This window comes from Kribbella qitaiheensis (assembly GCF_042657745.1).
Taxonomy (GTDB): domain Bacteria; phylum Actinomycetota; class Actinomycetes; order Propionibacteriales; family Kribbellaceae; genus Kribbella; species Kribbella qitaiheensis.
On record NZ_JBHSKE010000063.1, the window covers coordinates 40,428 to 53,099 of the forward strand.

General features: G+C 67.9%; 10 protein-coding genes and 1 pseudogene. 5 read left to right on the plus strand and 6 right to left on the minus strand.

Going from position 1 to position 12,672, the window contains the following annotated elements:
* Together ACFPJ1_RS36550 and ACFPJ1_RS36555 are read left to right on the plus strand one after the other, a co-directional pair.
* Positions 1-336: an asparagine synthase-related protein gene (locus ACFPJ1_RS36550; protein ID WP_380110882.1), complete on the plus strand. Its 336-nt coding sequence runs from the start codon at positions 1-3 to the stop codon at positions 334-336.
* Entirely contained in the window at positions 255-638 is a 384-nt protein-coding gene (locus tag ACFPJ1_RS36555; protein ID WP_380110891.1) for a MarR family winged helix-turn-helix transcriptional regulator, read from the plus strand. Before ACFPJ1_RS36550 ends, ACFPJ1_RS36555 begins: the two co-directional genes overlap by 82 nt.
* A gap of 183 nt (positions 639-821) precedes the next feature.
* On the opposite strand, the gene ACFPJ1_RS36560 is transcribed toward ACFPJ1_RS36555, so the two are convergent.
* Positions 822-1,337 (minus strand): hypothetical protein, encoded by a 516-nt coding sequence (locus tag ACFPJ1_RS36560; RefSeq protein ID WP_380110883.1) that lies wholly within the window; start codon positions 1,335-1,337, stop codon positions 822-824.
* Between the two features lie 433 nt (positions 1,338-1,770).
* Here ACFPJ1_RS36560 and ACFPJ1_RS36565 point away from each other — a divergent pair.
* Positions 1,771-1,977 (plus strand): annotated as a pseudogene (locus tag ACFPJ1_RS36565) (IS1380 family transposase); the annotation flags it as partial.
* Positions 1,978-2,127: 150 nt separating this feature from the next.
* On the opposite strand, the gene ACFPJ1_RS36570 reads toward ACFPJ1_RS36565, so the two are convergent.
* Positions 2,128-2,673 carry an HD domain-containing protein gene (locus ACFPJ1_RS36570; protein WP_380110884.1) on the minus strand — a complete coding sequence of 182 codons (546 nt, stop codon included), beginning with the start codon at positions 2,671-2,673 and terminating at the stop codon, positions 2,128-2,130.
* Between the two features lie 118 nt (positions 2,674-2,791).
* A complete protein-coding gene (locus tag ACFPJ1_RS36575) occupies positions 2,792-2,980 on the minus strand; it encodes a hypothetical protein (RefSeq protein ID WP_132301525.1) in 189 nt (62 codons plus the stop codon).
* A gap of 577 nt (positions 2,981-3,557) precedes the next feature.
* On the opposite strand from ACFPJ1_RS36575, the gene ACFPJ1_RS36580 reads away from it, so the two are divergent.
* The gene (locus ACFPJ1_RS36580) at positions 3,558-6,311 is read left to right on the plus strand and encodes an ATP-binding protein (RefSeq protein WP_380110885.1); all 2,754 of its coding nucleotides are present in this window, start codon (positions 3,558-3,560) and stop codon (positions 6,309-6,311) included.
* A 38-nt stretch (positions 6,312-6,349) separates the two neighbouring features.
* Here ACFPJ1_RS36580 and ACFPJ1_RS36585 read toward each other — a convergent pair whose 3' ends face one another.
* Together ACFPJ1_RS36585 and ACFPJ1_RS36590 are read right to left on the minus strand one after the other, a co-directional pair.
* Positions 6,350-6,718, minus strand: coding sequence for a nitroreductase/quinone reductase family protein (locus ACFPJ1_RS36585; protein WP_380110886.1), 369 nt, complete (start codon positions 6,716-6,718; stop codon positions 6,350-6,352).
* 177 nt (positions 6,719-6,895) lie between these two features.
* Positions 6,896-8,215 (minus strand): NAD(P)/FAD-dependent oxidoreductase, encoded by a 1,320-nt coding sequence (locus ACFPJ1_RS36590; protein WP_380110887.1) that lies wholly within the window; start codon positions 8,213-8,215, stop codon positions 6,896-6,898.
* A gap of 218 nt (positions 8,216-8,433) precedes the next feature.
* On the opposite strand from ACFPJ1_RS36590, the gene ACFPJ1_RS36595 reads away from it, so the two are divergent.
* Positions 8,434-11,175, plus strand: a complete 2,742-nt coding sequence (locus tag ACFPJ1_RS36595; protein WP_380110888.1) for a helix-turn-helix transcriptional regulator — start codon at positions 8,434-8,436, stop codon at positions 11,173-11,175.
* Between the two features lie 21 nt (positions 11,176-11,196).
* Here the strand turns inward: ACFPJ1_RS36595 and ACFPJ1_RS36600 are convergent, their stop codons facing one another.
* Complete coding sequence (locus tag ACFPJ1_RS36600) at positions 11,197-12,567, minus strand: phosphomannomutase/phosphoglucomutase (RefSeq protein WP_380110889.1); 1,371 nt, start codon at positions 12,565-12,567, stop codon at positions 11,197-11,199.
* Positions 12,568-12,672 lie beyond the last annotated feature (105 nt).

Here is a 12,672-nt window from a genome sequence, read left to right on the forward strand (position 1 = left end):
TTGTACATCTACAACACGCCGTGGTCGCTGAAGACCTTCGCCGGCACAGAGAAGTGCCTGCTCTGCGCGGCCACCCGCGACGTACTGCCGGAGTCCGTTGCCGAACGCAAGAAGAGCCCGTATCCGCAGGCCGGACATCCTGGGCGCATAGCGGCGAGATCTCCTTCCATGCCGGATGGTGTGCCAGGATTGCCCATCCGGGGTGGAGGGAGATGGTCAGGATCGAGCAGGAAACGCTGCAACTGCTGGTCGGCATGCACCGGGTCGTGCGACACCTCCGCCGCAACGGCACGGCCACCGCCCTGCACCCGACCCAGTTCATCGCGCTGCTGCTGATCGCCGACGAGCAGCCCATCCGGATCGGCACGATCGCCGCGCGGGTGCCGTGTTCCCAGCCGACCGCCACGACGACCGTCGCCGCGCTGGAGACGGCCGGCCTGGTACACCGGGAACAGGACACCCTCGACGGACGGGCCACCGTGGTCGTGCTGACGCCGGCGGGCGCGGAGATGGTGAGCGCCGCCGGCCAACACGCGGCCGAAGACCTCGCCAAGCTCCTCGGCCGCCTGACCCCCGAAGAGCGCTCACTGGTCCTGTCCGCCGGCGCAGTCCTGTCAAAACTGGCCGACGGCCTCTAACGCATCCCACCAGCTACGGAGCTCGCCGGAATCCGGGGCATCTAGGGGCAGATCAATTTGCCCCGGATAGCCGAAAGACACTGCGTGCTGGAAGCGGTAAAGTAGGCAACGCCTGGGACAAGAGTCCTTCGGAAGTGAACCCGGCAGCCTACCGGACGGTGGACGAGCCGGGTTTCGCGCTGTTCAGAGGTCTTTCACCTGGCTGAAGGCCTGAACAGACCGGCGCCATTGCCCGCCCCGCATCCAGCACCACGCGACTGCATCAGGCACCCAGAGCAACGGATCCTCCTTCGGCGCCAGCAGGTCCCACCTGAGCAGACCGTGGCACCCGAACCGATGCGTTGCTGCGTTCAGCGTCCTCCCGTCGCGGTGGTAGGTCGACTCCTCCCGCTCCACGACCAGACGCTCAGCCGTAGTCGCGTTGTCCCGGACGATGGCCTCCAGACAGCGCTGTCTGGTCTGCGCGTTGTCCCGGTCGGCCTGATAGAGGTCCACCAATAGGTGCAACTCGGTGATCAGACGGATGATCTCCTTGCGGCGACGACCCCGCTCATGGTTGAAATGTAGCCGTTCCTGCCCGGATAGCAGCAGCCCCCGCAACGCCTTGCGATTCACCGCGACGTCATCGGCGGCACACCGCGCGGCCGCCATCAGCAGACCGCGAGTCTTCGTCTCGTCGACGAATACGTGGACTGGCATGGCTCATTCCCCCCAGCGGTGCGGACTGCAAAGGTCGACCCTTGCACACCGAAGGCCTTGTTTTCTTGAGGATTGGGCCAGCTAGCCGGGGCAGTCTGGGGCAGTGCGGGGCAGATTCTGAAAGGCCTGGCTGAGCAGGTGCAGCGGCGGTAGATTTGCTGATGCCTTGGGACAGGAGTCGCTTGCAAGTGGGCTCGGCAGCTCACCGGACGGTGGTCGAGCGGGGTCTTGCGCAGAGAAACCGCCGCCGAGGGGTTGGACCTCGGCGGCCGTTCTGTGCTCCGTGGTTAGTTGCGGACGATCGTGAACGTCGTTGTCGTGTTGCGGATGTCTACCGCGTTGTTGGTGAGGGTCAGGTTGTTGAAGGTGGCGGTGCCGGCGGCTGGCCCTTCGCCGGGTTCGGGGAGTTCGTTGGCCCAGATGCCGAAGCCGGACTTGGCTCAAGGGCGGGTTTGGCTATCACCCGTTGCTGTGCTGGCTGGACAACACCGGCGAGGCCCTGGCGGGTCGATTGCGGCCAGGCAACGCCGGCGCGAACACCGCCACCGATCACATGGCTGTGCTGGACGACGCGTTGGCGCAGGTCCCCGACGCCCACCGCCACGGCACCCCGGTCCTGGTCCGTACTGACGGCGCCGGCCCACCCCTGGCATGTGCTCTGACGGCGTGCATGGTGTGGTCATCTGACCAGTGCTCCTTTTGCTTGGGACGGCAACGGTCCGCCCACGGCGGTTTCGAACTCTCTGAAGCTGCGAGCCCGGCTGTCACAGTCTTCGGCCGCCCGACAGCTCTACTCGCGCCGCTCCAGTGGGTTCGCTGCGGTCCTGGCGGCGAGATCGTTGCGCATCGCGGCGGCGGCCGAACTGTCCGGTTTGCGTCTCGCCTGGTCCTGGAAACACCGGACGAACTCGTCGGCCAGGCTCAGCCGCGGATACCGCTCCAGCACCTCGGTCCGGAAGCTGACAGGGAAGTCGTCGAGGTTGCGCCCCGCGATGTCGACAGCTGTGGACCTGGCCAGCAGGAAACCCTCCGGGTCCTCGCCTGGATCCACCTCGGCCCACATGTGCCGGACGATCACCTCCGACAGACGCGCGCGTCGCGGGACCGGCCACCCGGCGCCCGCTGCGAATACCCACGCCACGCTGCCGCCGGCCACTTCGAACGGCACCATGTGGTTGTCGAACTCGTCGACCAGCCCGAGGTCATGCAGCAGCGACGCGACGAAGAGCAGTTCGGCATCGAAGGTGACACCGCGCGCCGTCCCGAGGGCTGCCGCCCACACATACGCCCGGATCGAGTGGTTCAGCAGCGCGGGCGAACAGTAGGTCGTCGCCACGTCGACAGAGTTCACACACACCGGACTGTCGGGAAACACAATCTCGGCCAGGCGCATGGATCGCATCACCGCAGCACACCGGCCGCGGTGGACCCCGGGCCGTGACCGACCGAATAGTTCACGACTCGCCGCCGAGCGCATCGAGCAGGCGGTCCCGGCTCAGGCCGAGTTCGAACAGCAACTCGGCGTCCGTGGCATTGTCCGGGTTGATCCGATCGGGCAGTCGGCCGGCCACCGACTCGGCGATGTCGGGACCGAACGCACGGCGAATGACTCCGAGCGCCTCAGACTTCGTGTAAACGGCCATGATTGCCTTCCTTTCAAGACGATGTTGGGTCCGAGGTGAGGGGGCGCGCTACTTGGACAGAAACGCCAGCTGCCATGCATGACCAGGACCGGTACGTCGATCTTCGGCAGGTCGGCCCGGAAGTCGGTGTGCCAGGTGGCCACACAGTCGATCGCCCCGACGGGTGACGCAGCGACAGCGGTGTTCCGGTGGCGTTCTCCAGTCCGACGGTGACGTAGGGCATGGCTGCTTTCCTCTCCCTGTCAGTGATCGTGAGCTCCGTGAGAAGCGTGACCAGCGTGCCGCTGTCTGCTATACGTTCGTATCCGTGAGTCCCGGGTGATTTCGGTGTCCGCCCCGGGATCAGATCCCGATGAACCCAGCGGCCCCATTGCTGACACGGAGCTTCCGGGCAAGACTTGAAGGCAGCCGTCAAGGGCCCGACCGACGGCGGCAAATGCATTAGCGAGCGCAGCGGTACTGCTCCTGCCGTCGCGCCGTGCAGGTGGCGAACGGAGGCCGAGATGGCCAGCGAATTGGCGATCAGACTCGTGGACGACGTCGACGGAACGACCCGACACGCAAGCAAAGTCGACTGTTGAGCACCATCGCGCCTCTCTTGCGCGGACGGCAGGCCGAGTGCCGGCAGCTCGAGCTGCTGGTCGACGCCGCCCGCCACGGTAAGAGCCAGGCCTTGGTGATCTCCGGTGAGGCCGGGATCGGCAAGTCGGCGTTGCTGGACTACCTGGTGGCCGAGGCCTCCGGCTGCCGCGTGATCCGGGTGGTCGGCGTACAGGTCGAAGCGGAACTCGCCTTCGCTGGGCTGCACCAGCTGTGTTCGCCGCTGCTGGACCAGCTCGACCGTCTCCCCGCGCCGCAGCGTGAGGCGCTTGGCACGGCCCTCGGCTTGCAGAACGGCCTCGCGCCGGACAGATTCCTGGTGGGGCTGGCGGTGTTGAGCCTGATGGCTTCCGCCACGGCTGAGCGTCCTCTGGTGTGTGTGGCTGACGACGCGCAGTGGCTGGATCGGACCTCCGCGGAAACTCTTGCCTTCGTCGGGCGTCGGTTGGTGGCGGAGTCGGTCGGGTTGGTGTTCGCGATGCGGGACCCGGCTGACGAGCAGGCGTTCGCCGGGCTGCCGCAGCTGGTCCTGGGCGGCCTACCTCCCCAGGACGCGCGAGAACTGCTGGCTGCGGTGATTCCTGGAGCGTTGGACGAGCGGGTGCGCGACCGCATCATCGCCGAGACCCGCGGAAACCCGCTGGCCTTGCTGGAGCTTCCTCGAGAGCTGATCTCGGCCGAGCTGACGGGTGGGTTTCGCCCGCCGGGTGCCCAGGGGCTCTCGGACCGGATCGAGGACGGCTTCCAGCGTCGACTGGCGCCGCTGCCGCCCGACACACGCCGGCTGCTGCTGGTCGCAGGTGCGGATCCGACCGGCGACCCGGCGCTGATCTACCGCGCTGCGTCGCGGCTCGGCATCGATGTCGACGGGCACGATCTCACCGCGTTCGCGGGACTGCTGCACTGGGGCACGCAGGTGACCTTCCACCATCCACTCGCCCGTTCGGCTGTCTATCGAGCGGCCTCGCCCGGCGAGCGCCGGGAAGCACACCGTGCGCTCGCCGAAGCCACCGATCCGGTCCACGACGCCGACCGTCGCGCGTGGCATCTCGCCCACGCGACTGAGGGGCCTGACGAAGACGTCGCCGCCGAACTGGAACGCTCGGCAAGGCGGGCACAGGCCCGGGGCGGACTCGCCGCGGCCGCTGCCTTCCTCGAACGAGCAACGCAACTCACCCCGGGCCGCGCGCAACAGGCGCACCGCGCGCTCGCAGCCGCCCGAGCCAAGCTCCAGATCGGTGCGGTCGAATCGACGCTGGCCATGCTCTCTGTAGCCGAGGAGGGGCCGCTCGACGACCTCCAGCGGGCGCATATCGAATTGCTGCGGGCAGAAGCCGCCTTCGCCTCGAATCGCGGTTCTGAGGCCCCCTCGCTGTTACTTGCCGCCGCGCGCCGACTCGAATCGCTGGACGGCAAACTCGCTCGTGATACCTATCTGGACGCGCTTTCCGCCGCCATGTTCGCCGGGCGCCTGGCTGATCGCACGGGTGTCGGTGTGGTGGAGGTCGCGCAGGCGGCACGGCGGACACCCCGCTCGCGTGAGCCAGACAATGGTGAACGGCTCCTCGAAGCGCTCTCTACGCTCTTCACCGACGGGTACGCGGCCGCGGCTCCACTGGCAAAGCGAGCGCTACGGGCGTGCTGCAGTACCGAGATCACCGCGGAGGAGGGACTTCGCTGGCTTTGGCTGGCCGAAGCCATCGCGGCGGACCTGTGGGACGACGAGAGCTGGGAGGTCCTGACCAGCCGCCATCTCAGGCTGGCGCGGGAGGCCGGCGCACTTGGCGAACTCGTCCTCGCGCTCAACTCGCGGATCGTCCTTGAGCTGTTCGCCGGCCACTTCAGGGCAGCGGGGACCCTCACCGACGAAGCATGCGTCGTCACTGAGACGATCGCCGGCAGCATCGTCCCCTATGGCGCCGTCTGGCTCGCCGCCTGGCATGGCCGCGAAGAGGAAGCAGTCCGGCTGATCAGAACCGCGGCCGCCGAGGCCCTGGCCCGCGGTGAGGGAATAGGCCTGACGGTCACGCAAGCTGCCGGCGCCATGCTCTCCAACGGTCTCGGGCGCCACGAACGCGCAATGGACGAAGGCCGACTGGCCAGCGAGTCGCCACAGGAGCTAGCTGCACCCAATTGGGGACTTGCCGAGTTGGTCGAGGCGGCCGCCCGTGTCGGTAACGGCAAGCTCGCTGCCGAGGCCTTCGCGCGCCTCTCGGAGTTGACGACTGCAAGTGGCACCGAGTGGGCGCTGGGGGTCGACGCCCGGGCACGCGCATTGCTCAGCGACGACGACAGCGCCGAGCCGCTCTACCGCGAGGCGATCGATCGGCTCAGCCGCACGCGGGTACGCGCCGAGCTGGCCCGGGCCAAGCTCCTGTACGGCGAGTGGCTGCGTCGCCGTGGTCGCGGCTTGGACGCGCGCGAACAGTTGCATGAGGCGCACGAGATGTTCACCGCGATGGAAGCCGAGGCGTTTTCCGAGCGCGCGCACCGCGAACTCGTGGCCACGGGGGAGAAGGCCCGCAAGCGCACCGTGACCACCACCGATCACCTCACGGCCCGGGAGGCTCAGGTCGCTCGGCTGGCGCGGGACGGTCTGTCGAATCCCGAGATCGGCACGCGTCTGTTCCTGAGTCCGCGCACCGTCGAGTATCACCTGGGAAACGTCTTCGCCAAGCTCGGCATCACCTCGCGCCACGAGCTCGGCCGCGTGCCCAGTAGCGTCCGATAACGACCGGCACCCATACGCGGTAGGCGCCGGGTACGGACCTAGCCGAGGTCGATGCGGACCGTCAGTGGGTTCGTGCTCATGACGTGGGAGGCGCTCAGGCAGAGCCGGCGCCGGCCGTTGTCCCGACCGAGCTCTCGCCGTCGCTCGCCCGGGTCGTCGCGGTCGACGATATGAGCCGTCCCGGTCATCCACCTGCCGCCGGCGCTGAAGCGGACTCGCACCCGGGGGGCACTTTCGATATTCCTTTCGATATTCCGAACGTAGTCGGTGCGCCGCCCGTGCTGGGCGATCAGCCAGAACGTGGTGCCTTCCAGTCCGCTACAGATCGGCGTGCGATGCGGCTGCCTGTGTGTCGCCCGATCGTTTCGAGCTGGGCGTCGCCAGGCGGTGCCAGACCCAGCCACCACACCAGGCGCACGGGAGGGTCGACGACGAAACGCTGAAACAGCCGTACAGCGTGATACTTCCGATCGGACCCGATCATGTTGTCCCCGCGACAACTCGGTAGGTGCACATGTGACACCCCTTTCGTCTCTGTGAGTGGACTGCTCTACCGCAGGTGTAGAGCGAAGGTTGCGCCGGCCCTAAGCCACTTGCGGCCTCTCGACAACCGTGCGGGATCCGAGCGGACTGGTGCACTCCAGCCGCACCTGGTCTGCGCTGACCAGACCGAGCTGTACCGCTCGCGGAGGCATCATCGCGTTGATGGCCCAGTCTGCCGCGGTGCGGGACCGGTTGCCGGGGAGCGAGAGGAGGTGGTACCCGCGAGTGACGGTCTTGGCGGCCAGGCCGGACAGGGGTATGTGCAGCGGATTGGCGGCTGCCTTGCGGCCCCCGAGATCGACCAGGAAGCCGAGGTCGTGATGTCGGTAGGGCTCGAGGTCGTGCCCCGTCAGCGAGGCCGCGACGTTGCGGGCCACGAGCTTGCCCTGCCGCTGGGCGTGCTGCGCGGTCATGCCGGTGATCGAGCCCGGATGCGTGAGATCGGGAACCGCCGCGCAATCCCCACAGGCGAACACGTGCGCGCGGCCGCGCACCACGAGCGTCTCGTGCACCTCGACCCGCCCACGGTCCGTCGGCAACGACAGCGCCTCCACGAGTGGGTCCGGGCGCACGCCGACACACCAGATCAGCGATCGGGTGGCGATCTCCTCACCGGTTGTCATCCGCAGACATTCCGGCCCCGCGTGGTCGACGGACTGCCCCACGCAGACCTCGACCCCACGCCGGCGCAGTACCCGCTCGGCGGTCGTCGACATTCGCGGGCTGAGTCCTGGAAGGAGCCGCTCGGCGAGGTCGGCCAGCAGCCAGCGCACCCGCTGGTTCCGCAGGGCCGGGAGCTGACGAACCAGCCGTGCTGTGAACAACTGGCCCTGCGCGGCGACTTCGGTGCCCGTGTAGCCGGCTCCGACGACGACGAACGTGCACCTCGCCTCACGTTCGTCACGGTCGTCGGTCGAGGCCGCGAGCTCCAGTTGCCGGGTGATGTGGTCGCGCAGATACAACGCTTCGGAGATGCCACGGAACCCGTGCGCATACTCGGCGACGCCGGGAATCGGGAGCAGCTTGTTCACGCTCCCCGCTGCCAGCACCAGACGATCGAACTCCATGGCGCTGCGCCGCCCCTCGGGGCTGACCCATTCGACCCGGTGCCCGTCGATGTCGATGTGCGAGACGGTGCCGAGCACCAGCTTGACCTTCGGGAGGCGGTCCGGCAGGGACACGCAGATACGGCGGGGCTCGAGGATCCCGGCACCTACCTCGGGCAGCAAGGGAACGTAGAGGAAGTAGTCGGTCGGGTTGATCAGTACTATCTCGGCGCTGGACGCATACTTCTGCAGACCCCTGGCCGCGTGGTAGCCCGCGAATCCGGCTCCGACGATCACTACACGTGGAACGCTCATAGATGGGCAGGGGCGCCGGTACTGCGAGGAACCCGGTCGCCCCGTCCTCCTTTCCGTTCGTTCGTGGACGTTTCCGTTCGGATCAGCGTGCCGTTGGATGGTGATGCGTCGCACCCGGGACGCACGGGGCCGGCTCACCGGGCTTCGCACCCGGGGCCGCCTGAAGAACGTGGCTTGGGTATCTTGGCCCCGGAGTCGAACGGGGTTACGTTTCGAACATGTTGGTTGATCGGCGTACCGAGTGCCGGCACATCGACGAGCTCCTCGCCGACGTCCGAAGAGGCATCAGCCAGTCCCTGGTGATCTCCGGTGACGCCGGGATCGGCAAGTCGGCGTTGCTGGAGTATCTGGTGGCCGAGGCTTCCGACTGCCGGGTGATCCGGGTGGCCGGCGTGCAGGCGGAGGCGGAGCTGGCCTTCGCCGGCTTGCATCAGCTGTGTTCGCCGCTGCTGGATCGGCTGGACCGCGTTCCCGCGCCACAGCATGATGCGCTCGGCACGGCTTTCGGTCTACGGGCAGGCCCGGCTCCGGACCGCTTTCTGGTCGGGCTGGCCGCGTTGAGTCTGCTGGCTGTCGCCGCTGCCGAGCGTCCCCTGGTGAGTGTTGTCGACGACGCCCAGTGGCTCGATCAGATGTCCGCAGAGACTCTTGGGTTCGTAAGTCGTCGGCTGGTGGCTGAGTCGGTCGCGCTGGTGTTCGCGGTGCGCGATCCGGTCGATGAGCGGGCGCTCGCGGGGCTCCCAAGGCTCGTTCTCGGCGGCCTACCTCCCGAGGACGCCCGAGAACTGCTGGCCGCGGCGATTCCTGGAGCGTTGGACGAGCGGGTGCGCGACCGCATCGTCGCGGAGACACGCGGAAACCCGCTGGCCTTGCTGGAGCTGCCGCACGAGTTGGGCTACGCCGAACTCGCCGGTGGTTTCGGCCTGCTGGACGCCAAGAACCTCGCGGGCCGGATCGAGGACAGCTTCCGGCGTCGGCTCGCGCCACTGTCGCCTGATCTGCGTCGGCTGCTCCTGGTCGCCGCGGTCGAGCCGGCGGGGGAACGGGCGCTCGTGGACCGTGCGGCGCAGCGGCTCGGCATCGCTGTCGACGCGGTGGACCCCGCGGAGTTCGCGGGCCTGCTGGAGACCGGAGATCGGATCACCTTCCGGCATCCGCTGGTGCGCTCGGCCATCTACCGAGAAGCGACCTCGGAGGAACGCCGGGAGGCGCATCGTGCGCTCGCTGAGGTGACCGATCCCGCGAGCGACGCCGATCGCCGCGCCTGGCACCTCGCCCACGCAGCAAGCGGTCCGGACGAGGACGTGGCCGGGGAGCTGGAGCGCTCGGCCGGCCGGGCTCGGGACAGAGGCGGGCTGGCTGCGGCGGCCGCGTTCCTCGAGCGCGCAGCGAAGCTGACACTCGACCCGGCGCATCGGGCTGGACGGGCGGTCGCTGCCGCGCAGGCCAAGCTCCAGGCGGGCGCGTTCGAAGCGGCGGTGGACCTGCTGGCCATGGCCGAAGCCGGCCCCCTGGGCGAACTCGAACAGGCCCAGGTGGAGATGTTGCGGGCCCAGCTTGCATTCGTCACGAGCCGGGGCCGAGACGCGCCGCTACTGCTTTTGAAGGCGGCCAAGCGACTCGAGCCGATCGACGCTGATCTTTGCCGGGCGACCTACTTGGACGGGCTGACCGCCGCCATGTTCGTGGGCGCCCTGGCCCGTCCGGGTGGGGGCACGCTGGATGTAGCCCGCGCTGCCGGTACCGCGCCGCGCCCGCCGCACGGCGTACGGGCGCCGGACCTTCTCCTGGACGGACTGGCAGCGAACTTCAACCAGGGATATGCGGCGGGAGTGCCCTTGTTGCGGGAGGCTCTGGCGGTCTTCGGCAAGGGGATGTCCGCGGATGAGGAGCTGCGCTGGTTGTGGCTGGGGACCGAGGCAGCCTTGCATCTGTGGGACGACGAGGCGTGGCACGCACTCTCCTCTCGGTACGTCGAGCTTGCGCGCGCGAGTGGGGCGTTGAGTGAACTTCCGCTGGCACTCAGCACGCGCGCCTACATGCTGCTGTTCGCTGGCGACCTGACTGCCGCGACGTCGCTGGTCGCCGAGGGACAGGCGGTAACCGAGGCGACGGGCAGCAACCTCGCGCCGTACAGCGCCATGGCTCTCGCCGCGTTCTGCGGAAGGCAGGCCGAGACAGCGGCCCTGATCGAGGACACCATCAGGGACGTGACCCGCCGAGGCGAAGGCATCGGGATAGCCGTCGCGCACTGGACCAACGCAGTCCTCTACAACGGCCTCGGCAACTATCCCGAGGCGATGGCGGCCGCGGAGGAGGCCCTCCGGCACCAGCAGTACCCCGATCTGCGGTACCCCGGCGTGGCGAACTGGGCCGCCACCGAGTTGATCGAGGCAGCCGCCCGCAGCGGGCGGCGGCAGACCGCCGCCGAAGCCTTCGAGTGGATCGCCGCGATGACCGGAGCCAGTCGCACCGAGTGGGCGCTTGGCCTGGAGGCTCGGTGTCGCGCGTTGCTGAGTGAAGGTGACGACGCCGAGCCGCTGTATCGGGAGGCGATCGAGCGGCTCAGCCGTACGCGAGTGCGTGGGGAGCTGGCTCGGGCCACGTTGCTGTACGGCGAGTGGCTGCGTCGACGGGGTCGCCGTGTCGATGCGCGGGACCAGTTGCGCGCGGCGCATGAAATCTTCACGTCGACGGGTGCTGAGGCGTTCGCCGAGCGGGCACGTCATGAGTTGGTGTCGACGGGCGAGAGAGCCCGGAAGCGGACGGTGACCACTACCGGTCACCTCACGGAGCGGGAGGCGCAGGTCGCTCGGCTGGCGCGTGACGGTCTGTCGAATCCCGAGATCGGCACCCGGCTGTTCTTGAGTCCACGCACGGTGGAGTACCACCTGGGAAACGTCTTCGCCAAGCTCGGGATCAGTTCACGCCACGAGCTCGATCGTGCTTCCGGTGCCTGAAGGACGGGCTCGCTCCACTCGTCAAGACTCTTGGCGAGTGGAGTTCACGGGTCCCAGGAACGCCAGGACCTCTTGACGGAGTTCGGTCATGCTGTGCTGGTCCGATGCTTCGACGTTGAGGCGGAGCAACGGTTCGGTGTTGGACGGGCGCAGATTGAACCAGGCTCCGTCCGGCAGGGTGATGGTCAGACCGTCCAGCCGGTCCACAGCGGCGCCGTTCGCTGCGTAGTGCTTCTCAACGCGGTCCAGAACGGCAGGAATGTCGGTGACGGTGCTGTTGATCTCGCCGCTGTCGGCGTAGCGGGAGAACTGGGCGGTGAGCGTTGACAGCGTTTGGTCGGTTTGCCTGAGGGCTGCCAGCACGTGCAGCGCGGCCAGCATGCCGGTATCGGCACGCCAGAACTGGCGGAAGTAGTAGTGGCCTGAGTGTTCCCCGCCGAACACTGCGTCGTACTCCGCCATGACTTGCTTGATGAACGAGTGTCCGACCCGGGTGCGGACGGGTCTTCCGCCGTGTTCGGTGATCTGCTCGGCGACTGCTTTGCTCGTGATGACGTTGTAGACGATCGCCGCGCCGGGATACACGGCAAGCGTCCGGGTGGCAATCAGACTGATGATGTTGTTGGGAGACACGGCATCGCCGTTCTCGTCGACGAAAGCGCAGCGATCGGCGTCCCCGTCGAAGGCGAGGCCGACATCGGCCTGGTGCCGACGCACGGCAGCGCGCAGGTCGACCAGGTTGGCGGGGTTCAGCGGGTTGGCCTCGTGATTCGGGAAGGTGCCGTCGAGCTCGAAGTACAGCGGCACGATCTCGAAGGCCGGGTGGTCGAGTACGACGGGTGCGGTCCGCCCGGCCATGCCGTTGCCCGCATCGACCACGACCTTCAACCGCCTGTCGCCTGCGAGGTCCACCAGGCCGCGAAGGTATTCGGAGTACGCGGGCAGCAGGTCCTCACGACGCGTGATTCCGGCCGGGCCGTCATGGTCCGACAGGCCGGTCTCCAGCAGGGACTTGATTTCGGTCAGGCCGGTGTCCCGCCCGACGGGTGCCGCCCCGGGGCGGCAGAGCTTGATGCCGTTGTAGGCAGGGGGATTGTGGCTGGCGGTGATCATCGCGCCCGGCACATCACGCGCACCGGAGGCAAAGTAGAGCAGATCGGTGGAGGCCAGCCCGATCGCGAGCACATCGGCTCCGCGGCTGTTGACGCCTGCGGCGAACGCATCAGCCAGTTGCGGTGAGGACAGCCGCATGTCGTGTCCGACCGCGATGAGTCCGGCGCCGCTCACGTGTGCGAAGGCGGCACCGACCTGGAAGCTCAAGTCGGCGTCGAGTTGGTCCGGCACCGTACCGCGAATGTCGTATGCCTTGATCAGGGTGTCGAGGTCTCGCATGGCTGTTCATCCTTGGCTTGTCGATGAGAAAGACGATCGGTCCAGCCTCGCGACGCCGATCTTGGCGTCGGCCATTCCGTAGAAGACGTAGTGCATGCCGTCGAC

Excerpts from the sequence above, each read along its gene's own strand:
- ACFPJ1_RS36600 (WP_380110889.1), bottom strand. The coding sequence starts at position 12,567 with ATGCGAGACCTCGACACCCTGATCAAGGCATACGACATTCGCGGTACG.
- ACFPJ1_RS36595 (WP_380110888.1), top strand. The coding sequence starts at position 8,434 with ATGTTGGTTGATCGGCGTACCGAGTGCCGGCACATCGACGAGCTCCTC.
- ACFPJ1_RS36590 (WP_380110887.1), bottom strand. The coding sequence starts at position 8,215 with ATGAGCGTTCCACGTGTAGTGATCGTCGGAGCCGGATTCGCGGGCTAC.
- ACFPJ1_RS36555 (WP_380110891.1), top strand. The coding sequence starts at position 255 with ATGCACCGGGTCGTGCGACACCTCCGCCGCAACGGCACGGCCACCGCC.
- ACFPJ1_RS36575 (WP_132301525.1), bottom strand. The coding sequence starts at position 2,980 with ATGGCCGTTTACACGAAGTCTGAGGCGCTCGGAGTCATTCGCCGTGCG.
- ACFPJ1_RS36560 (WP_380110883.1), bottom strand. The coding sequence starts at position 1,337 with ATGCCAGTCCACGTATTCGTCGACGAGACGAAGACTCGCGGTCTGCTG.